The sequence below is a fragment of the Microbulbifer regidiadema (SeqCode) genome (assembly GCF_052466995.1).
Genome location: NZ_CP174297.1, coordinates 3,777,360 through 3,802,120, shown reverse-complemented (window position 1 = coordinate 3,802,120; position 24,761 = coordinate 3,777,360). Strand labels below are relative to the sequence as shown.

The window sequence follows — 24,761 nt, the reverse complement described above, 5'->3', positions numbered from 1 at the left end:
GTTTCATTTAGCGATTAAGTGAAGACCAATGCCAGCTCAAGTTGAAATCAATTTATCACCGGAAGAAAAAAAGCAGTTAGAAAAGAATATAAAAAGTCGAAAAATATCGGTGAGATTGGCTGAGCGGTCAAAGATTATTTTGCTCGCTGCCAAGCAGGTTCCCAACTACCAAATTGCGAAAAAGTTAAGCGTTGATGTCAATACGGTGGGCCGATGGCGCAATCGTTTTGCAGAAAAGCGTCTGGCAGGTATAGAGAAGGATTTGCCCAGGGGGGCTAATCATGGCGGTAAGAATTCAGAAGAGCAGGCAAAACTCCGCTCGAAAATTATCAAGATGACGACAGGAAGTAAGCCAAAGGATGGGGCACACTGGACAACGCGAGGCATGGCGAAAGTCTTAGGAATTAACCACTCTTTTGTCAGCAGGGTATGGCAGGAAGTGGGCCTTAAGCCTCATCTAACCGAAAAGTTCAAGGTGAGTAACGATCCTGCTTTTGAAGAAAAATTACGCGATGTTGTTGGCTTGTATATGTCACCGCCAGAAAATGCGGTTGTCTTTTGTGTGGATGAAAAAAGCTCGATTCAGGCCCTGGATCGGACACAGCCTGGACTACCCATGAAACCGGGGCAGTGTGGCACCATGCCCCATGATTATAAACGTCACGGGACAAGCACTCTTTTTGCCGCCCTTAATACGCTGACTGGTGAGGTCATAGGTGAGTGTAGAAAGCGCCATCGTCATCAGGAGTTCTTAGGCTTTTTAAAGACCGTAGAAAAGCAAACACCCAAAGAACAGGATCTTCATCTTATCGTCGATAATTACGCGACTCACAAGCATGAAAATGTAAAGCGCTGGCTCAAGAGAAACAAACGAGTTCATCTTCATTTTATTCCGACCAGTTCATCCTGGCTAAATCTGGTGGAAAGATTTTTTGGATTACTCACAGAGAAGCAGTTGCGCCGAGGGGTATTCACCTCAGTCAAGGAGTTGGAAACGGCTATCCTGAAATTTATTGAAACACATAATGAAGCCAAGAAAGCTTTTGTGTGGACGAAATCTGCTGAGGAAATTTTATTGAAAGTGGAGCGTGCACACCAAGCACTCTCAAATCAGAAATCTATTTAATACAGCACACTAGATAGGAGATAGGCTCTGTTAAGAAACTTAAGCGCGCCGACAATCATCATTGCTGTGATTGTCGGCGCCAAGCCTAACTGCTCGCACTATCTACTTGATCAATAAGTAAAATTAATATCAGCAAGCAGTCAATAGCTTTCGCTAAATAAGAGAATCGTCATTTAGTAGAAATTGATTTCACTGCTGTCACCGCCTTGTGAATCATCGCCCCAAGTCACTACAGATTTATCGTCTTTCAACGCTGTATAGGCATCCCTAGTGGTAAAAACAGCTAACACACCACTTTCCAGATTCTCACTAACACTACTAGTATCAGCGCTACCGCCCCAGGATATCACCGATCCATTAGGCTTTAATGCAGCAAAGCCTAATGCACCGGTATAGATCGTTTCTATATCCGTTAACTCAGAACTGACTTCACTACTATCACCACCCCAGTCAGTATCACCCCAAGTAACGACTGAACTATCGGATTTAAGCGCTGCAAAAGCGCGTTCAGCGGTATAAATTATATCTACATCACCCGTCAGCTGATCACTCACATCGCTACTATCACCACCCCAGTCAGCATCACCCCAGGTAACGACTGAACCATCAGATTTTAGTGCCGCAAAAACTTTGCTATTTGCAAAGACCTGCACAACATCGCTAGAAATTTCTTCGTTCACCGCACTACTATCGCCACCCATATCACTATCTCCCCAAGTCACCACAGAACCATCAGGCTTGAGTGCGGCAAAGGCAAAGTCTGTTGAAAAAATAGTCACTACATCACTGGAGAGTTCTGCGCTCACCGCACTGCTATCGCCGCCCGCAGTAACTCCCCCCCAGGTCACCACAGAGCCATCGGACTTCAATGCAGCAAAGGCAAAGTCTGTTGAAAAAACAGTCACTACATCACTGGAGAGTTCCGCACTTACCGCACTGCTATCGCCCCCCTCAATTCCCCAGGTTACGACAGAGCCATCTGATTTTCGTGCAGCAAAAGCCGACCTAGTTGAATAAACCTCCTCAACATCACTGGCTAACTGGGTACTTACCGCACGACTATCAGCACCAGCATTGCCCCAAGTAACAATTGAACCATCGGACTTCAATGCCGCAAACGCGGTATCCGTTGAATAAATATGAACAACACCATCCGCTAGGCTGGCACTTACAGAGCTGCTGTCTCCGCCATCAATAATCGCTGTTCCCCAAGTGATAACAGAACCATCGGACTTTAATGCTGCAAAGGCATTCTTCGTAGAAAAAATTGCTGCGACATCGCTGGTTAAGCTATCACTAACATCACTAAAAAAAATACCGCTAAAAGAATAATTATCGGGCCATGACACTACCGAACCATTATTTTTTAATGCAGCAAACTCATACTCAGAGGGAAAGACTTCACGCACATAGACAAGGTGTTCAATTTCTATATCCGCCGTTTCACCTTCATAGGTGGCGCTCAGGGTGGCTGAGCCACTCCCCACTGCGGTGATTAGGCCGGCCTCTACCGTGGCCGAGCCGGTAACATTACTGAGTGACCAGTCGGCCTCTTCGGTAACGTCCACTGAACTATCATCGTCATAGTAGGCAGTGAGATAGTATTGATCAAAATTCGAGGCATCCCTATCCAGCTGCACACTCTGGAAAATAGGGTCTATCTCGATATCAACCGTTTTACTCATCCCTTCATAGGTGGCAGTCAGGGTAAATGAGCCACTGTGCAGTGGCGTGACCAGTCCGGCCGCAACCGTTGCCAGGTCCGTATCACTTACAGACCAGTCCGCATCGGCGGTGACATCGCTAGAGGAGTCATCACTGTAATAGGCGGTTAAAGAATACTGGTATTCATTCGCGCTATCCTGTTCCAAGCCAACACTTTCCAGCGTAATAGTATCCGGAACGGGATATGTCGTGCCTCCACCGTTGTTACCACTGCTCCCCCCGCCGCCACAGGCACTGAGCAAGCCAGCTGCAAGCGTTAATAGCCCAAAACGTAAAATATGCAAAATGTGCAAATACCAAGATTGATATTGGCCTGTAACTCCATTCATATAATCCCCTCCACTAAAGACGGATATAATATGAAGCCAAACCGAATATAGCAATGCAAACGGCTCTCAGTATCCAAGTTATTCCGCTAAATATAAGCAGAATAGGCAGCATAAAAAATCAACGGCTGGAAGGATAACCCCCCACCCATCTATTAAAAAAAAAACGAACAAGTAAGCCGCTGAATATAGCTATATCAATAAGTAATCTTGTACCGGCTAAAAACTGAAAAACACCCTATTTGTACCAGAACCTGAGATCTAATTTATGCTAAATATATAGGTTTTTATTCTAGCCAGGTTCGCCTTCGCTCAATTGCAGTCCGGATGACTTTCAATCTATCTATTAAAAATACCCTCTGAAAAATAAACAAGTATTCACCAGGCCAATAGCGCAGAGGGTGTTTATCAATATATTTAAAATACCCGCAGCTATAACAAGATTTCAGGCAGTTTTAAGCCGGGGATGCAAGGCAGGCACTGAGCATAATGCTCCCCATAACAAACAGCGAGCTGGTACAAAAATACCAATAATAAGCCTAGCGAGACTTTATCAGCAATATCACCGAAACCCGGAGCTATTAAGAAAATAGCTTACCGGTACAGAGCCAATATCGATATCAATCTGCACCCCCAGGGATAAACTTCCTGTGGCGGTGCAGATCAACCAGGTCGCTCAGCCGTTGCGTTGGCGCACCGCTTCAAACAGGCAGACCCCGGTGGCAACCGAAACGTTTAAGCTGCTGACCTCGCCCGCCATAGGAATTTTGATCAGGTGATCGCAATGCTCCCGGGTCAGGCGCCGCAGGCCACTGCCCTCTGCGCCCATAACCAGTGCCAGGGGGCCGGTTAACTGGCTTTGGTACACATCCTGGGTCGCCTCACCGGCCGCGCCATAGATCCATACCCCCGCCTGTTGCAACTGCTGTAACGCGCGGGCCAGGTTGGTCACGGTGACAAAGGGCAAGACTTCGGCGGCACCACAGGCCACCTTGCGGGCGGTTGGGGTCAGCCCCGCCGATTTATCTTTTGGGGCAATTACCGCATGCACTCCAGCGGCCTCAGCCGAGCGCAGGCAGGCGCCCAAATTGTGTGGATCGGTCACGCCATCCAACACCAGGAGAAAAGGCGCTTCGCCGCGCTGATCCAACTGTTGCAGCAGCTCGAACAGAAACTTTTCATCGTGAACCTTTGCCTTACTGGAACAGAGGGCAATCACCCCCTGGTGATTGGCGTCATCTTCAACCTTTTCATCCAGCGCGCGCCGGTCAATAAAGCGCACGGCGATATCATTCTTTTCCGCCTGCTGAATTATTTTCTGCAAGCGCTGATCTTTGCGACCGCGCAGCAGCAGAAGCTCCGATACATTCTGCGGGGAACCCTTTAGCAGGGCCTGCACCGCGTGCAGGCCGTAGATCACTTCTTGACTCAATTTATGCCTCGATCACTTTTTCTTTTTACTGCCAGAAGAACTCTTTTTCTTCTTTTTCAATTTGCCCGAGCGGGTCTTGGCCTTCTCGGCCTTTTGCGCGGCCTTGCGGGCGGCCACTGCCGGACGTTTTCCGCCCTTGCGCGTCGGGGTGCGCTTTTTGAGCTTGCGCTTGGGCTCGGCCTCTTCTCCCCTCCCGTCTTCACTGCCCGTTTTTACCGGCGGCATCGGTTCCGCTTCTTCTACGGGGATTTCAGCACTGGCCTCCACCGGGACAACTTCAGCAGAACCCACTTTGCGCTTGCGGAAAGGCGAGGCTTTCGCGGTGGTTTCGCTGTGTTTGGCCCAGGGGTTGGCGCTGGTATTGCGGGGATTCTCTTTGCTGTCGCGGCCCCGGCGCTCGCGTTCTAATTGGTGTTCTACTGCCATTTCCATTGCGCGGGCACTCACCCGCGTACTCTCTCTCTTTTTCTTTAGCTCGCGCTTGGCGCGCGGCACCAGTTCATTCAGGATAAAATCCACCTTGCGCTCTTCGAGATCCACTCGCGCCACCTGCACGGTAACAGAGTCACCCAGGTGGTAGCGTTTGCCGCTGCGCTCTCCGATAAGGCGCTGATGCGCCTGCTCAAAGCGGTAGTAGTCTTTGGGCAGGGCTGTCACATGGATCAGGCCCTCCACATAGAGATTGTCCAACTCCACAAATAATCCAAACCCGGTGACCGCACTGATCACACCGGAATAGGTCTCGCCCACGTGATCCTGTAGGTATTCACACTTGAGCCAGCTGAGCACATCCCGGGTCGCATCATCGGCGCGCCGCTCAGTCAGGGAGCACTGCTCGCCCAACTGCAACATGGCTGCCATGTCGTAGGGCAGAATCTGCTCGCGAGCAATCGGCTTGGCCCCGGGCACTGAGTACACTTTTTTGGCCACCGCAGCTGGGTTGGCGCTGCCATTGCGCACCAGCCAGCGTAGTGCCCGGTGCAGAAGCAGATCCGGGTAGCGGCGAATCGGGGAGGTGAAATGGGCGTAAGCCGGGTAGTCCAAGCCAAAATGTCCGCGATTTTCCGGCTGGTAAACCGCCTGATTCATAGAGCGCAGCAGCATAACCTGAATAATATGGGCATCCGCACGACCCTCGATCTGCTCCATAAGGTCCTGGAAATCTTTGGGTTGGGGCTCACTGCCACCGGGAAGGCGCAGACCCAACTCACCCAAATATTCGCGCAAATTGCTCAGCTTCTCCTCTTTGGGCGCATCGTGCACCCGGTAGAGTGCGGGCAGCTCGGATAGCTCCATCAGGCTCGCCGCGCAGACATTGGCCGCGAGCATACACTCTTCAATTAATTTGTGCGCGTCGTTACGCACCAGTGGGATAATCCGCTCAATTTTTCGCTGTGCGTCAAATAGTATCCGCGTCTCTGTGGTCTCAAAATCAATGGCACCACGGCGCTCCCGCGCTCCGCGCAGCGCCAGGTAAAGATCGTGCAGGTTATCCAGGTGCGGGGTCAAACTCGCAAATTGCTTGCGGGCGCCGCTGTCGCGGTTATCCCGTTCGTCGAGTATTTGCCCTACCTGGGTATAAGTCAGGCGTGCGTGGCTGCGCATCACCGCTTCAAAGAAACGGTAATCGCGAATCGCACCGCTGCGATCGATGTGCATTTCACACACCATACACAGCCGGTCGACGTCGGGGTTTAGGGAGCAGAGGCCGTTGGATAATTTCTCCGGCAGCATAGGCACAACAAAATCCGGGAAATACACCGAGTTTCCGCGGCTGTGCGCTTCCTCATCCAGCGCGCTACCCGGGCGCACGTAGTAGGAGACATCGGCAATGGCCACCAACAATTTCCAGCTATCGTCGGGGAGTAGTTCGCAATAGACCGCGTCATCAAAATCCCGCGCGTCTTCGCCATCGATAGTGACCAGGGGCAACTGGCGCAAATCCACCCGCGACTTTTTATGTTCTTCGAGTACCTCATCGGCGATCTCATTGACCTCCGCCGTCAGTGCACTGGGCCAAGTGTGGGGAATCCCGTAATTGCGAATTGCGACATCGATCTCCATACCCGGGGCGAGGTGATCCCCGAGCACTTCGCTGATCTCCCCCTGGGGCACTCTATCCCGGCCCGGCTGGGTAACAATATTTACCACCACATACTGGCCGTGAGCGGCGCCGGCAGTATCCGCAGAGGCCACCATAATATCGAGATTAATGCGGGGGTTATCCGGGCGCACAAAACAAATACCCTTCTCCCGGTACAAGCGCCCGGCCAGCTGCTGGGTATTGTGCTTGATCACCCGAACGACCGCGCCCTCGCGCTTGCCGCGAAAACCACCGGGGGCTTCCCGCACCAGTACTTCATCACCATCGAAGACTTTGCGCATCTGCCGGTGGGATAAAAAGAGATCGGTGCCGCCGTCGCTGGGGATCACAAAACCAAAACCATCCCGGTGGCCCATAACCCGGCCGCGTATCAGGCTCATTTTATCCAAAACGCCAAAGTCCCCGGCGCGGTTGCTGGCGATCTGTCCGTCCCGGGACATGGCGATCAGGCGCCGCCGCACGCCTTCGCGGCGGTCCTCGTCGGTCAACTCCAATAAGTCGGCCACTGTTTCCCAGGGCACCGGCTCCGCCTGTTTCTCCAGGATTTGTAACAAGTACTCCCGGCTGGGCACCGGTTTTTCGTATTTCTCCGCCTCGCGCTGGGCATGGGGGTCAACATTGAGGGGGTCTGAGGTATTTTTTTGAGTCAAAACAGCATCCGTTGTTGGGCAGTTGCCCAGGTTTGGCAACCTCCGGAGATTATCCGGCATAAAGAAAGGCGGCGCTGATGGTGGTTTCCTGGTCAATAATTCGCCGCTATTGCACGCATTATAAGCGATTTCGCCGATTTTCCCGACCCATGAAAAAAATGTTGAAAAAAGCGCAACACAACCGTTGACACAGGGGGGGCATATCTCTATAGTTCGCGTCCTCAACGGAGCACACGTTGATTTGCCCAGGTGGCGGAATTGGTAGACGCGCTAGCTTCAGGTGCTAGTGACCTAACGGTCGTGGAGGTTCAAGTCCTCTCCTGGGCACCAATTCCAAAAAGGCCGACTCGCAAGAGTCGGCCTTTTTTCGTTTGGGTAACTGACTTTGCTATCCCCAACTGCAATACGCAGATTGTTAAAGCTCTATTCGCGAGCAACTACAAAACTCTACAAATCCCGCAGGCGCGCAGAGACATTATCGCGCTACGCAAAAGCCCCCCTGTAATATACACAGCATAAAAAAAGCCGGTTTGTCAGACCGGCTTTTTATCTGTGGCAGGGTTATTTAACGCCCTGCACTACCGCCACTCAGGTCTCCCAGAACATCCCCGACCACATCGACTCCAACCTCCAGCTGAGCATCAAATTGCCGACGATCTTCATCTTCGCTATCCGCAGAAGCGACGGAAGGCGCCAGCTCTCCAGACTTGAGGCGCATCTCTGGAGAGTTCACCGCATCAATACCGCTGCTATAGGGTTTCACTGCACTAAAGATTGCCGGGTCCACCTGGCTGAAATCTTCCACCGCATTTTGCACCGCTGACTTGAGGCCCTGAGAGGCCTGAGCGCCGGCAATAGACTGCAACTCATCACCGGTACTGGTCACCGTTGGGATCTGGCCAATAAAATCGGGCTCATAGTAGCTGATGGAATAGATATCCAGTGTATCGGTGACATCCATACGCAGTGGGTTGGTTGTCTCACCAATCAGGGTCCAGAGTTGAGTTTCCGTTCCCAGAGTTACCGCAGAGGCAGTAATGTGGGTGTCACCATAGCTTTCAGCAGTTAGGTCGCCGAAACTGGAGCTGGCCAGGGATACGCTGCCGCGCCCCGCATTGATCTCGTCAATAACCAGGTCTCCCGCAGCCAACACGCTGATATTGATGTCCGCTCCGGAAGTAGCAACGCCCAAGACGCCAACGTCCGCCTCTATATCTACATCACCGGCAACAACCAGCTCTGCACGATCGGCTACCAAACTACCGCCGATGGTACCTGTCGCGCTACTCGTGACATAGATATCGCCTTCGCCATCATAGCCGAGTCGCATACCGCTAAACTGCAGTCCGGCCCCATTTTTATTGAAGCTTTCGGAAGTATTACCACCATTTTCAAAATCAAAAACCTGATCGGTCAGAACGGTAATAGAGTTAGAAGTATTATCCAGGTATTCAAAGCCGGTGAAGTCGAAGTTACCTACCTGATTACCGCTGCTATAAATCTCCCAGGTCGCGCCCGACGGGTTGTACTGGAAGTCATCAGACCCGCTGCCGCCATCCAGCTCTACGCCCTGGCCAATATCAGTATTTACCGTCAAAAGGTCATCGCCAGCACCGAGGGAGATACTGTCAATTACCGTGCCCGAGAAGGTAACTGTGTCGTTACCCGCACCGGTATTAATTTCTGTGAGTTCACCGCCATTTAAATTGAACTGGTCATTGCCAGAGCCGGCAGTAATAGACTCGATACCGGTAATAGTGAGGGATGTTTCACCATCAGATACGGTGTGCCCAGAATCATTGATATTCCAGGTAGTATTAAGATTAGATCCATAAACCGCATCAGAGCCTGAACCAGCCGCTACAGTATCCAAGTCGGCAAAGGTCACCTCGCCAATTGTCATGGTATCCAGAGCACTAAACTCATACTCACCATCGATATCCTGGCCAACGTAGCTTCCAGCGCCCGCTACCGATTCGAGGTTCTCGAAATAGACGGTCAGGCTATTAACTTCAGCTTCTACACTGCCATCAACCAGAGCGCCAGCGGAGCTGGTCGAGGTCCAGGTAGCCGCCCCATCGGCCTGTACCGTGTTACTCCCCCCCGCACCATCGACGCTTTCCAGGCCAGTGAAGTCGATACCTGCAACGCTGATATCGCCATCGGAGTTGAGGGTAAAGTTATCGTCATCATCGGTAGCCACTAAAGAGTCATTGCTACCCGAGGTATTCACCGCTTCAAGGCCACTAAAGCTGATGCCGGCAGTTGCCAGTGCTCCATCACCCTCCAATTGGAATTCAGCAGAATTGTGAGTGTTTGTCAGGATAGAAGTCGTCGCACTGGAAATACTATCGAAAGATAGTGAGCCTGCAGCCACTTGGTTGTCAGTACCGGTCAATGACAAACCATCGGTATAGGCACTGGCGTCCAGAGTATCATCGCCGCCATTGCCATCAACCGCAGACATACCGGATACGGTTATGCTGCTAATTTCTACATCACCATCAGCCTGGAGTACAAAGGCATCATCATTGGCTGTAGCAACCAAGTCTGCGTTTACGGCAGTGATATTCTCTACATTGCTAACAGTGATGCTGCTGTTAACAGCCTCCTTGTTAGCTCCCGTTAGGGCCCAATCGGCATCATCGGCACCGATAACCGTATCGTTACCCCCTCGAGCATTAATGGTGCTCAAGCCGGTAAAATCGATACCGTAGCTGGTCGCTGCGTTATCGCCACTTATAGTAAAAGTATCCGCACCAGTAGAACCTCTTAACGTAGAAGTTACGGCGCTAACAATACCGTCAAAAGTCAGGCTATCTGCCATAACTTGATTAGCCGTGCCACTGAGCTCCAGGGCACCGGTATAGTCGCTGGCATCCAGGCTATCGTTGCCACCCTGACCATCGACTGCCGATACGCCCGAGAAGGTCATATTGTCGACTTCGATGATGTCGCCAGTCGCTTGCAGCACAAAGGCATCGGCACCACTGCTTCCCAGCAAGCTGGCGCTATCTGCCGTTACGAGCTCCACATCGATAAAGGTAATACCACTGTTAATGGCTTTATTATTCTCCCCCTCCAGGGTCCAGTCGGCAGCATAGGCACCGGTAACTGAATCACTACCGTCCCCAGTTTCAACCTCCTCAACCCCGGTAAAGGCAATTTCATTCACCGCAACTGCATTATTACCAGCCACCGTGAATTCTTCATTTGAGCCGGTAGCAGTCAGTTTTGCAGTGATTGCACTAGAGATATCACTAAAGGTCAGCGTGTCTGTATCTCCGCCTGCCTCTGGAGTGAGCTTAACCTGCTCCGCTGTACCTGTGAGTGTCAGGCCCTCGTCATAGGCACTGGCATCCAGGCTGTCGCCTTCACTACTGCTGCTGTTGCCATTACCAAACACCGCCAATAACGTGCCGGAAACGCTCATTTCATTGACACTGACCGCACCCTCATCGCTCACAACAAACGTTTCTGCGTCGGCACTGCTGCCCTGAAGGTTGGCCTCGTCCACAACCAGGGCTTCTACATTACTAAAAGTGATGCCACTATTGGTTGCTACCTTAGTACCGCTGCCCAGTGTCCAGTCTTCTTCATTGGCACCTGTAACAGTATCTGTGCCACCCTTTGCATCAACACTGTCAATTTCACTGAAGCTAATCTGATTCGCCTTCAGCTCTTCAAAACCCGTTACTTCAAAAACATCATTGCCGGATGAGGCCTCAAGATTGCCCCCGCTGGCAGCTTCAATACTGCTGAAGGTGATTGAGTTTGAGATCGCTTCTTTACTAACACCTGTCAGAGTCACCGTACTGATTGCGCTGATACTGTCATCACCAGTACCCCCGTCGACCGAGGTCACCTTACTAAAGCTTATGCCCTCAACCTTCAGAGCATTATTACCAGTGATTTCAAATTCATCTGAATCATCGGTACCTGTCAGATTTAAAGTTTCTGCACTGTCGATATCGCTAAAGGTTAGGGCATCTGCATTTGCTGAAACCTTAACCTCATTAGCCTCGCCGGTGAGTGTCAGGCCCCCACTATAGGCGGTGGCATCCAGGCTGTCGCCACCACCATTGCCAGCCACTCCTAGCATGTCCGAAACGGTCATACCGTTAACCGTGACAGCATCTTCCACGGTCAGAGCAAAGGCTTCTGCCTTGGTACTGCTGCCCTGAAGGCTAGCCTGGTCAGCAACCAGAAAATCCACACCGCTAAAGGCTATATCACTGTTTTCAGCTTTATTATTAACATCCGTATCATCACTCAGTATCCAGTCTGCATTCTCGGCACCGGTAACTCTATCGCTGCCCTCACCAGCGTTAACTTCTTCGACCTCGGTAAAGTTAATCTCATTCACCGCAACCGCATTAGCACCAGCCACCGTGAACTCTTCATCCAAATCGGTGCCAGTTAGTTTTTCCGTAATTGCTGTGGTGATGTCGCTAAAGGTTAGCGTATCTGTGTCTGAGGTAAGCTTGACCTGCTTTGTTGTGTTTGTGAGTGTCAGGCCCTCACCATAGGCACTGGCATCCAGGCTGTCACCTTCGCTACTGCTGCTGCCATTGCCCATTACCGCCAATAACGTGCCGGAAATGGTCATATCATTGACACTGACAGCGCCCTCCTCAGTCACAACAAAGGTTTCTGCGTTGGCGCTACTGCCCTGAAGGTTGGCGTTGTCGGCAACCAGGCTCTCTACATTACTGAAGGTTATGTCGCTGTTTTCAGCTTTATTATCAACATCCGTATCACTGCTCAGTATCCAGTCTGCGCCGTTGGCGCCAATAACCTTGTTGCTGCCCGCACCAGCGTCAACCTCTTCGACGCCAGTAAAATCAATTTCATTCACCGCAACCGTATTATTACCAGCCACCGTAAACTCTTCATCCAAATCGGTGCCGGTTAGTTTTTCCGTAATTGCCGTGGTGATGTCACTAAAGGTTAGTGTGTCTGCATCCGCATCTGGCTCTGGAGTGAGCTTAACCTGCTCCGCTGTGCCGGTGAGTGTCAGGCCTTCGCCATAAACACTGGCATCCAGGCTGTCGCCTTCACTACTGCTGCTGTTGCCATTACCAAACACCGCCAATAACGTGCCGGAAACGCTCATTTCATTGACGCTGACAGCACCCTCATTGCTCACAACAAACGTTTCTGCGTCGGCGCTGCTGCCCTGAAGGTTGGCCTCATCCACAACCAGGGCTTCTACATTACTAAATGTGATGCCGCTATTGGTTGCTACCTTGGCGTCGCTGCCCAGTGTCCAGTCTTCTTCATTGGCACCTGTAACAGTGTCCGTACCACCCTTTGCATCAACACTATTAATACCACTGAAGCTAATCAGGTTCGCATTCAGCTCTTCAAAACCCATTACTTCAAAAACATCATTGCCCGATGAGGCCTCAAGGTTACCCCCGCTGGCAGCTTCAATACTGCTGAAGGTGATTGAGTTTGAGATCGCTTCTTTACTAACACCTGTCAGAGTCACCGTACTGATTGCACTGATACTGTCATCGCCAGCCCCCCCATCGACCGCTGTCACTCCAGCAAAGCTGATGTATGCAGCATCCAGGGTATAATCACCGGTGATTTCAAACTCATCCGAATCATCGCTACCGGTCAGCTTGGCCGTAGTTGCACTCGTGATATCGCTAAAGGTCAGCGTATCTGTGTCTGCCTCTGGAGTGAGCTTGACCTGCCCCGCTGTACCTGTGAGTGTCAGGCCTTCGCTATAAGCACTGGCATTCAGACTGTCGCCTTCACTACTGCTGCTGTTGCCATTACCCAGCACCGCCAATAACGTGCCGGAAACACTCATGTCATTGACGCTGACAGCACCCTCATTGCTCACAACAAAGGTTTCTGCCTTGGCGCTGCTGCCCTGAAGGTTGGCGTTGTCCGCATCCAGAGTCTCTACATTGCTAAAGGCTATGCCGCTGTTTTCAGCTTTATTATCAGCATCTGTATCACTGCTCAGTATCCAGTCTGCGCCGTTGGCGCCAATAACCTTATCGCTGCCCGTACCAGCATCAACCTCCCCGACCCCGGTAAAGTCAACACTATTAACCGCAACCGTAACCGTGTCTGTATCATCCGTCGTTACGACGAACTCTTCAGCCGAATCGGTGCCGGTTAATTTTTCCGTAATTGCCGTGGTGATGTCACTAAAGGTTAGCGTGTCAGTATCGGCACCAGCCTCTGGAGTGAGCTTGACCTGCTCCTCTGTGCCAGTGAGTGTCAGGCCTTCGCTGTAAACTCTGGCATCCAGGGTATCATTGCCGTCATTGCCTTTAACAGAAGACATCCCATAGACAGCCATGCTGGAAACTGCGACATTCAGGTTATTGTCATCGTCATACTGAAGTACAAACTCATCGGCACCGCTTGTGCCGGCTAGATCTGCATTGACCGCCGTTAGGATTTCTACATCGCTAAAGGTGATGCCATTGTTAGTGGCTTCGTAATCATTACCAGTTAGAGTCCAGTCTACACCATCGGCACCTGTAACACTGTCCGTGCCACCCTTTGCATCAACACTGTCAATTTCACTGAAGCTAATCTGATTTGCCTTCAGTTCCTCGAAACCCGTTACTTCAAAAGTATCATTGTTCGATGAGGCCTCAAGCTCACCCCCTCTGGCAGCTTCAATATCGCTGAAGGTGATTGAATTTGAGATCGCTTCTTTACTAACACCTGTCAGAGTCACCGTATTGATTGCGATGATACTGTCATCGCCATCACCCCCATCGACCTCTGTCACATCCTCAAAGCTGATGCCTGCAGCCTTCAGGGTAGAATCACCAGTGATTTCAAACTCATCCGAATCGTCACTGCCGGTCAGCTTGGCCGTGCTTGCACTCGCGATATTGCTAAAGGTTAGGGCATCTAAGCCTGTGTCTACAGCTACCGAGACCTTAACCTCATTAGTCCCGCCGGTAAGTGCCAGGCCCTCGCTATAGCTATAGGTAGTGGCATCGACGCTGTCGGTACCGCCATTGCCTACTACCTCGCTCACACTGCTAAAACTGATCCCCGATTCAGTGTGATCGAAAGCATTTGCGCCCGTAACTACGAAGGTGTCGGTACTCTCGGTACCTGTCAGCGTGCCTACAGTCGCACTCACAATATCGCTAAAGATCAGTGTGTCTGTGTCTGTGTCTGAGGTGAGCTTGACCTGCTCCGCTGTGCCAGTGAGTGTTAGGCCTTCGCGATAAGCACTGGCATTCAGGCTGTCATCGCCGCCGTTGCCGAGCACCTGAGATATGTCAGAAAGGGTCATGCCATTGACGGTGACATCACCGTCAATGGTCAGCTCAAAAGCTTCTTGTGCACCCGTTCCCTGAAGGTTTGCACTTTTGGCAATCAGCTTCTCTACACCGCTAAAGGTAATACCGCTGTTTTGAGCCTGGTTATCCACAGCTGTTTCAGTGCCGGTATCACCATTACTAACCAGTGTCCAATCCGCTGTATCGGCGCCGGTAACCTCATCTGTACCGTCACCAGCGACAACCTCACTGACACCGGTAAAGCCAACACTATTAACCGTAACCGTAACCGTGTCTGTATCATCCGTCGTTACGACGAACTCTTCAGCCGAATCCGTGCCGGTTAATTTTTCCGTAATTGCCGTGGTGATGTTGCTAAAGGTTAGCGTGTCAGTATCGGCACCAGCCTCTGGAGTGAGCTTGACCTGCTCCTCTGTGCCAGTGAGTGTCAGGCCTTCGCTGTAAACTCTGGCATCCAGGGTATCATTGCCGTCATTGCCTTTAACAGAAGACATCCCATAGACAGCCATGCTGGAAACTGCGACATTCAGGTTATTGTCATCGTCATACTGAAGTACAAAGGCATCGGCACCGCTTGTGCCGGCTAGATCTGCATTGACCGCCGTTAGGATTTCTACATCGCTAAAGGTGATGCCATTGTTAGTGGCTTCGTAATCATTACCAGTTAGAGTCCAGTCTACACCATCGGCACCTGTAACACTGTCCGTGCCACCCTTTGCATCAACACTGTCAATTTCACTGAAGCTAATCTGATTTGCCTTCAGTTCCTCGAAACCCGTTACTTCAAAAGTATCATCGAGCGATGAGGCCTCAAGACTGCCCCCTCTGGCAGCTTCAATATCGCTGAAGGTGATTGAATTTGAGATCGCTTCTTTACTAACACCTGTCAGAGTCACCGTATTGATTGCGATGATACTGTCATCGCCATCACCCCCATCGACCGCTGTCACTCCAGCAAAGCTGATGCCTGCAGCCTTCAGGGTAGAATCACCAGTGATTTCAAACTCATCCGAATCGTCACTGCCGGTCAGCTTGGCCGTGCTTGCACTCGCGATATTGCTAAAGGTTAGGGCATCTAAGCCTGTGTCTACAGCTACCGAGACCTTAACCTCATTAGTCCCGCCGGTAAGTGCCAAGCCCTCGCTATAGGTAGTGGCATCGACGCTGTCGGTACCGCCGTTGCCTACTACCTCGCTCACACTGCTAAAACTGATCCCCGATTCAGTGTGATCGAAAGCATTTGCGCCCGTAACTATGAAGGTGTCGGTACTCTCGGTACCTGTCAGCGTGCCTACAGTCGCACTCACAATATCGCTAAAAATCAGTGTGTCTGTATCTGAAGTGAGCTTGACCTGCTCCGTTGAGCCTGTCAGCGTTAGGCCATCGCTGTAAACACTGGCATCCAGGGTATCATTGCCGTCATTGCCTTTAACAGAAGACATCCCATAGACAGCCATGCTGGAAACTGCGACATTCAGGTTATCGTCATCGTCATACTGAAGTACAAAGGCATCGGCACCGCTTGTGCCGGCTAGATCTGCATTGACTGCGGTCAGGGTTTCTACATTACTGAAGGTGATGCCATGGTTAGTGGCTTCGTAATCATAACCAGTTAGAGTCCACTCTTCACCATCGGCACCTGTAACACTGTCCGTGCCATCCTTTGCATCAACACTGTCAATTTCACTGAAGCTAATCTGATTTGCCTTCAGTTCCTCGAAACCCGTTACTTCAAAAGTATCATTGTTCGATGAGGCCTCAAGCTCACCCCCTCTGGCAGCTTCAATATCGCTGAAGGTGATTGAGTTTGAGATCGCTTCTTTACTAACACCTGTCAGAGTCACCGTATTGATTGCGATGATACTGTCATCGCCATCACCCCCATCGACCTCTGTCACATCCTCAAAGCTGATGCCTGCAGCCTTCAGGGTAGAATCACCAGTGATTTCAAACTCATCCGAATCGTCACTGCCGGTCAGCTTGGCCGTGCTTGCACTCGCGATATTGCTAAAGGTTAGGGCATCTAAGCCTGTGTCTACAGCTACCGAGACCTTAACCTCATTAGTCCCGCCGGTAAGTGCCAAGCCCTCGCTATAGCTATAGGTAGTGGCATCGACGCTGTCGGTACCGCCGTTGCCTACTACCTCGCTCACACTGCTAAAACTGATCCCCGATTCAGTGTGATCGAAAGCATTTGCGCCCGTAACTACGAAGGTGTCGGTACTCTCGGTACCTGTCAGCGTGCCTACAGTCGCACTCACAATATCGCTAAAGATCAGTGTGTCTGTGTCTGTGTCTGAGGTGAGCTTGACCTGCTCCGCTGTGCCAGTGAGTGTTAGGCCTTCGCGATAAGCACTGGCATTCAGGCTGTCATCGCCGCCGTTGCCGAGCACCTGAGATATGTCAGAAAGGGTCATGCCATTGACGGTGACATCACCGTCAATGGTCAGCTCAAAAGCTTCTTGTGCACCCGTTCCCTGAAGGTTTGCACTTTTGGCAATCAGCTTCTCTACACCGCTAAAGGTAATACCGCTGTTTTGAGCCTGGTTATCCACAGCTGTTTCAGTGCCGGTATCACCATTACTAACCAGTGTCCAATCCGCTGTATCGGCGCCGGTAACCTCATCTGTACCGTCACCAGCGACAACCTCACTGACACCGGTAAAGCCAACACTATTAACCGTAACCGTAACCGTGTCTGTATCATCCGTCGTTACGACGAACTCTTCAGCCGAATCCGTGCCGGTTAATTTTTCCGTAATTGCCGTGGTGATGTTGCTAAAGGTTAGCGTGTCAGTATCGGCACCAGCCTCTGGAGTGAGCTTGACCTGCTCCTCTGTGCCAGTGAGTGTCAGGCCTTCGCTGTAAACTCTGGCATCCAGGGTATCATTGCCGTCATTGCCTTTAACAGAAGACATCCCATAGACAGCCATGCTGGAAACTGCGACATTCAGGTTATTGTCATCGTCATACTGAAGTACAAAGGCATCGGCACCGCTTGTGCCGGCTAGATCTGCATTGACCGCCGTTAGGATTTCTACATCGCTAAAGGTGATGCCATTGTTAGTGGCTTCGTAATCATTACCAGTTAGAGTCCAGTCTACACCATCGGCACCTGTAACACTGTCCGTGCCACCCTTTGCATCAACACTGTCAATTTCACTGAAGCTAATCTGATTTGCCTTCAGTTCCTCGAAACCCGTTACTTCAAAAGTATCATCGAGCGATGAGGCCTCAAGACTGCCCCCTCTGGCAGCTTCAATATCGCTGAAGGTGATTGAATTTGAGATCGCTTCTTTACTAACACCTGTCAGAGTCACCGTATTGATTGCGATGATACTGTCATCGCCATCACCCCCATCGACCGCTGTCACTCCAGCAAAGCTGATGCCTGCAGCCTTCAGGGTAGAATCACCAGTGATTTCAAACTCATCCGAATCGTCACTGCCGGTCAGCTTGGCCGTGCTTGCACTCGCGATATTGCTAAAGGTTAGGGCATCTAAGCCTGTGTCTACAGCTACCGAGACCTTAACCTCATTAGTCCCGCCGGTAAGTGCCAAGCCCTCGCTATAGGTAGTGGCATCGACGCTGTCGGTACCGCCGTTGCCTACTACCTCGCTCACACTGCTAAAACTGATCCCCGATTCAGTGTGATCGAAAGCATTTGCGCCCGTAACTATGAAGGTGTCGGTACTCTCGGTACCTGTCAGCGTGCCTACAGTCGCACTCACAATATCGCTAAAAATCAGTGTGTCTGTATCTGAAGTGAGCTTGACCTGCTCCGTTGAGCCTGTCAGCGTTAGGCCATCGCTGTAAACACTGGCATCCAGGGTATCATTGCCGTCATTGCCTTTAACAGAAGACATCCCATAGACAGCCATGCTGGAAACTGCGACATTCAGGTTATCGTCATCGTCATACTGAAGTACAAAGGCATCGGCACCGCTTGTGCCGGCTAGATCTGCATTGACTGCGGTCAGGGTTTCTACATTACTGAAGGTGATGCCATGGTTAGTGGCTTCGTAATCATAACCAGTTAGAGTCCACTCTTCACCATCGGCACCTGTAACACTGTCCGTGCCATCCTTTGCATCAACACTGTCAATTTCACTGAAGCTAATCTGATTTGCCTTCAGTTCCTCGAAACCCGTTACTTCAAAAGTATCATCGAGCGATGAGGCCTCAAGACTGCCCCCACTGGCAGCTTCAATACTGCTGAAGGTGATTGAGTTTGAGACCGCCTCTTTACTTGCGCCTGTCAGGGCCACCGTACTGATTGCAGTGATACTGTCATCGCCATCCCCCCCATCGACCGCTGTCACACCATCAAAGCTGATGCCTGCAGCCTTCAGGGTATAATCACCGATGATTTCAAACTCATCCGAACCATCACTGCCAGTCAGCTTGGCCGTGGTTGCACTAGTGATTTCGCTAAAGGTTAGGGCATCTAAGCCAGTGTCTACAGCTACCGAGACCTTAACCTCATTAGTCCCGCCGGTAAGTGCCAGGCCCTCGCTATAGCTATAGGTAGTGGCATCGACGCTGTCGGTACCGCCATTGCCTACTACCTCGCTCACACTGCTAAAACTGATCCCCGATTCAGTGTGATCGAAAGCATTTGCGCCCGTAACTACGAAGGTGTCGGTACTCTCGGTACCTGTCAGCGTGCCTACAGTCGCACTCACAATATCGCTAAAGATCAGTGTGTCTGTGTCTGAGGTGAGCTTGACCTGCTCCGCTGTGCCAGTGAGTGTTAGGCCTTCGCGATAAGCACTGGCATTCAGGCTGTCATCGCCGCCGTTGCCGAGCACCTGAGATATGTCAGAAAGGGTCATGCCATTGACGGTGACATCACCGTCAATGGTCAGCTCAAAAGCTTCTTGTGCACCCGTTCCCTGAAGGTTTGCACTTTTGGCAATCAGCTTCTCTACACCGCTAAAGATAATACCGCTGTTTTGAGCCTGGTTATCCACAGCTGCTTCAGTGCCGGTATCACCATTACTAACCAGTGTCCAATCCGCTGTATCGGCGCCGGTAACCTCATCTGTACCGTCACCAGCGACAACCTCACTGACACCGGTAAAGCCAACACTATTAACCGTAACCGTAACCGTGTCTGTATCATCCGTCGTTACGACGAACTCTTCAGCCGAATCGGTGCCGGTTAATTTTTCCGTAATTGCCGTGGTGATGTTGCTAAAGGTTAGCGTGTCAGTATCGGCACCAGCCTCTGGAGTGAGCTTGACCTGCTCCTCTGTGCCAGTGAGTGTCAGGCCTTCGCTGTAAACTCTGGCATCCAGGGTATCATTGCCGTCATTGCCTTTAACAGAAGACATCCCATAGACAGCCATGCTGGAAACTGCGACATTCAGGTTATTGTCATCGTCATACTGAAGTACAAAGGCATCGGCACCGCTTGTGCCGGCTAGATCTGCATTGACCGCCGTTAGGATTTCTACATCGCTAAAGGTGATGCCATTGTTAGTGGCTTCGTAATCATTACCAGTTAGAGTCCAGTCTACACCATCGGCACCTGTAACACTGTCCGTGCCACCCTTTGCATCAACACTGTCAATTTCACTGAAGCTAATCTGATTTGCCTTCAGTTCCTCGAAACCCGTTACTTCAAAAGTATCATTGTTCGATGAGGCCTCAAGCTCACCCCCTCTGGCAGCTTCAATATCGCTGAAGGTGATTGAGTTTGAGATCGCTTCTTTACTAACACCTGTCAGAGTCATCGTATTGATTGCGATGATACTGTCATCGCCATCACCCCCATCGACCTCTGTCACATCCTCAAAGCTGATGCCTGCAGCCTTCAGGGTAAAATCACCAGTGATTTCAAACTCATCCGAATCGTCACTGCCGGTCAGCTTGGCCGTGCTTGCACTCGCGATACCGCTAAAGGTTAGGGCATCTAAGCCTGTGTCTACAGCTACCGAGACCTTAACCTCATTAGTCCCACCGGTAAGTGCCAGGCCCTCGCTATAGCTATAGGTAGTGGCATCGACGCTGTCAGTACCGCCGTTGCCTACTACCTCGCTCACACTGCTAAAACTGATCCCCGATTCAGTGTGATCGAAAGCATTTGCGCCCGTAACTATGAAAGTGTCGGTACTCTCGGTACCTGTCAGCTTACCTACAACTGCACTAGCAATATCAGTAAAAATTAACGTGTCTGCGTCTGCGCTTGCTGTGAGTTTGACCTGGTGAGTATCACTCGTGAGTGTCAGACCCTCGTTGTAATCACTGGCATCCAGGCTATCATCGCCGCCGTTACCAACCACCTGAGACAGGCCGGAAACGGTCATGCCGTTGACACTGACGTTGACGTTGGCATCATCGTCAATGGTCAGCTCAAAAGCTTCTTCAGCATCCGTTCCCTGAAGATTTGCACTTTTGGCAACCAGATCTTCTGCATTGCTAAAGGTAATACCGCTGTTTTTAGCCTGAGCAGCTACCGCTGTTTCAGTGCCCGTACCTGCATCAATGGTACTAACCAGTGTCCAATCCGCTGTCTCAGCGCCGGTAACCTCATCTGTACCGTTTCCAGCGTCAACCTCACTGACACCGGTAAACTCTATCGTGTTAACCGCAACCGTAACCGTGTCCGTATCATCCGTCGTTACGATGAAGCTTTCATCCGCACTACTACCGGTCAGTTTTGCAGTGGTTGCACTGGCAATACCGCTAAAGATTAACTTGTCTGTGTCTGTACCTGAGGTGACCTTGACCTGATTAGCCACACCCGTGAGTGCTAGGCCCGCGCTATAAGCACTGGCATCGACGCTGTCAGTGCCGCCGTTGCCTAATACCTCGCTCACACTGTTAAAACTGATCCCCGATTCATCGTGATCTAAAGCATTTGCGCCCGTAACTTCGAAGGTATCGGCACTATCGGTACCTGTCAGTTTGCCTACAGTCGCACTCACAATATCACTAAAGATTAGTGTGTCTGTGTCTGAGGTGAGCTTGACCTGCTCCTCTGTACCAGTGAGTGTCAGACCTTCGCTATAAGCACTGGCATTCAAGCTGTCGCTGCTATCGCTGTCGCTATCACTGGCCTTGCCAAACACCTGAGACAGGCCGGAAAAGGTCATGCCGTTGACACTGACATCACCGTCAATGGTCAGCTCAAAAGCTTCTTCAGCATCCGTTCCCTGAAGGTTTGCACTGTCGGCAACCAGATCTTCTGCATTGCTAAAGGTAATATTGCTGTTTTTAGCCTGAGCAGCTACCGCTGTTTCAGTGCCCGTAGCATCATCAATAGCGCTAATCAGAGTCCAATCCGCTGTATCGGCGCCGGTAACCGTATCAGTACCGTCTCCGGTATCAATAGTAGAGTTAAACCCTGTCACACTAATTCCATTAGCCGTGACTTCTGTTTCGCTCACTACCGTGAAGGTATCCGCCTCTGTAGAACCGTTCAGGTTAAAGGTGCTGCCGCCGTTATTGTTGATCCCTTCAATGCCAGTGAAGGTAATACCGCTTGTCTTTGCGCTATTGGCCGTTTCGGTTAGAGTCACGGTATCGATCACGACTACAGTGTCAGTCGCACTATACCCTTCCGGGTCCGCTGCTACAGTACTTACCCCGCTAAAACGGATACTCGATTGAGTGTGATCTAAAGTATTTTCTTCAATAATTGTGAAGGTGTCTTCGTTATTACGCCCCGTCAATTTAGCGGCGGTTACGGTAGCGATACCCTCGAACAGCAGTGAATCGCTGGCCTTAATTTTTCCAGGCTTATTCCTGAGTATTAAACCGTTCGTATAAGTGCTGGCATCCAAGTTGTCGTTAAAAGCAGTACCAGTGACACTGCCATACACCTGAGTCATACCGGAAACGGTCATACCATTGACGGTGACAATATCACCGTCGTTCAGCGTAAAGTTTTCTTGAGCATCTGTACCCCGAAGCTTAGCCTCCGTCCCTCCATCCTCCGATGTCCTCGCAACCAGAGTTTCTACATCGCTAAAAGTAATATTGCTGTTTTGAGCCTGATTATCGACGGCAACTTCAGTGCCAGTATCGGCATCAATAGTGCTAATCAGTGTCCAATCTACACCAGCAGCACCAGTAACTTTGTCACTCCCCCCGCCCAGATTAACTACTTCGATTTCGTCAAACGTAATAGTTGCATCTGGATTATCAGAGTCAGAAAGCGTAAATGTATTATCTTCGGTGACAGTTATTTCATCATCATTATCTGAAAATATAAAAGTATCAGTGCCGGCTCCAGCTGTCACAGTAGCTGTACTGGTTACAGTAAAATCACCCAGGGTATTAGTGGTATCAACACCTCCTAAACCCACCTTTAAGGTAAGGTTATCAACTGAAATAGCACCTGAATTGGTAAATGACCCATTGGCGCTTACATCAAGTGTGCCCCCAAGTGTTATACTTCCGGCATTAGTGAAATCCTCACCCGCCAAAATCGAGAGCTCGCCACTGCTATCATTAGTAATGCTATATCCACTTTCAATTAATACATTACTAAAAGAATCCAGAGTAAGGGTATTCGCTGAATCCAAATCGATATCGGCTAAAACACGAATACCATCGGAAAAATCGGAACTCTCGGAGTCCTCCGGCTCCACACTGCCATCTGGGCCACTCCCTGCAGTCGCACTAGAAAGTCGGATAGTTATGTCGTTACTATCAAGGCCCTGAACAATGGAAGTAACGGAAACGCAGTTTGCACTTTCACAAGTGTCGTCAATAATATCCATCCAACCTGGATCCAACAGCCACAGACCTGTCTGCCCTTCCCCATGACTCTGGGTGGAGACAAACATATTGTCCTCATCCAGATTCAGATAGATCTTGCCGGAGGTTTCCACCAGGCCGCCATCACCGCCATCTGCCCCGGATTCGGCGAGAATCGTACCGCCAAACTCGGTAGTATCATCGGCCCAAACAATAACCGTACCGCCATCGGCATCACCGACACCACTGGCATCGATATTGGCTTCTGCGGTGACACTGGTGGTTTCGGCATTGCGAATATCTGCGTTATCGCCCTGGTAATCGCCGCCAATAAGGACTTCACCACCGGAGGAAGTGCCACGGGCATCAATATCCCCACTGACCACGACTTCATCGCCTAAAACGGCAACATAGCCCCCGCTGCCCGAATCAGCCGCTACCGAGATGGCGCCGCTGTGCTCGGCGAAATCGCCCTCCAGGACAACTTCGCCCCCCGCACTGCCGGATGCCTCCAGGGTTCCGCTATTGACGACTCCGGAGCCCGAGCCAAACAGGCGTATCTTGCCGCCGCTGGTATCAATGCCACTCGCGGTTACTGTGCCTTCGTTATTGACCGCCGCAGTAAACAGGTCACCGGAGACGCTGGCTTCCATTAAAACCTGAGCGCCTTCGATGGCCCCTTCGTTTAATACCGCGCTGTCGAGTCCGAGGTCATTTTCCATAACCTCTTTCGTGACTTTGATACCGATCATGCCGTCGGCATCAAACGTTAATAGGGCTTCATCCGCTGCTGCCAGGCTGACCAGTTCAGCGCTGATCAAACCACTCGAGGCGTTTGTCACCTGCTTGCCGACCAGCACCGCACTGGATGCATTAATTACGCCCCGGTTAATCACAACCCCGGAGGAACCCGACTCGCCCTGAAAAGCAAAGTCGCCGTTCATAAAATCTTCCGGACTCATATCGAGCCCGGAAGCGGTGATCGCGCCGACATTAACCGTGGCCGTTTCGGTAAAAAGGACCCCGCGCGGGTTTACGAGAATAACGTGGCCATTGGCCTCTATTGAGCCCTGAATCGTGGTGACATCCTGATCCAGAATTCGGTTAAGTACGATAGACGAGGAGTCCGGCTGCAGGAATTGGATTAATTCCTCTTCGGTTAAATTAAAGGAGTCCCAGTCAATTGATAACAGGTCCGTTGTTTGATCAACGGTTGTTGTACTTCCATCAACGTCAATGGTACCGCTACCACCGGTTACCACTCCGCCTTCTGGTCCCGCATGGGCCATCGGGCTCATCAGCCCAGCAAGCAGGCCTGCATAGGCAAAACTTGATACCTTAATGGCACTTGCTAGTTTTCTTAACTCAAGCTTTTTATTTTTGGCTTTCATACCAGT

The 24,761-nt window shown here is 50.9% G+C and carries 5 protein-coding genes and 1 tRNA gene; 2 read left to right on the top strand and 4 right to left on the bottom strand.

Going from position 1 to position 24,761, the window contains the following annotated elements:
* The first annotated feature begins 28 nt into the window (after positions 1-28).
* Positions 29-1,126: an IS630 family transposase gene (locus tag ACJJIK_RS16535; protein WP_444929380.1), complete on the top strand. Its 1,098-nt coding sequence runs from the start codon at positions 29-31 to the stop codon at positions 1,124-1,126.
* A gap of 173 nt (positions 1,127-1,299) precedes the next feature.
* Here the strand turns inward: ACJJIK_RS16535 and ACJJIK_RS16530 are convergent, their stop codons facing one another.
* The 3 genes from ACJJIK_RS16530 to rnr all read right to left on the bottom strand — a co-directional run bounded on the left by ACJJIK_RS16530 (position 1,300) and on the right by rnr (position 7,363).
* Positions 1,300-3,180, bottom strand: coding sequence for an RCC1 domain-containing protein (locus ACJJIK_RS16530; protein ID WP_444929379.1), 1,881 nt, complete (start codon positions 3,178-3,180; stop codon positions 1,300-1,302).
* Positions 3,181-3,853: 673 nt separating this feature from the next.
* Positions 3,854-4,609: a 23S rRNA (guanosine(2251)-2'-O)-methyltransferase RlmB gene (gene rlmB / locus ACJJIK_RS16525; protein ID WP_444929378.1), complete on the bottom strand. Its 756-nt coding sequence runs from the start codon at positions 4,607-4,609 to the stop codon at positions 3,854-3,856.
* Positions 4,610-4,621: 12 nt separating this feature from the next.
* Positions 4,622-7,363 (bottom strand): ribonuclease R, encoded by a 2,742-nt coding sequence (gene rnr / locus ACJJIK_RS16520; protein ID WP_444929377.1) that lies wholly within the window; start codon positions 7,361-7,363, stop codon positions 4,622-4,624.
* Positions 7,364-7,606: 243 nt separating this feature from the next.
* Here rnr and ACJJIK_RS16515 point away from each other — a divergent pair.
* A tRNA-Leu gene (locus ACJJIK_RS16515) sits at positions 7,607-7,693 on the top strand.
* A gap of 235 nt (positions 7,694-7,928) precedes the next feature.
* Here the strand turns inward: ACJJIK_RS16515 and ACJJIK_RS16510 are convergent.
* Positions 7,929-24,755 (bottom strand): filamentous hemagglutinin N-terminal domain-containing protein, encoded by a 16,827-nt coding sequence (locus ACJJIK_RS16510; protein ID WP_444943362.1) that lies wholly within the window; start codon positions 24,753-24,755, stop codon positions 7,929-7,931.
* Positions 24,756-24,761: the final 6 nt, after the last annotated feature.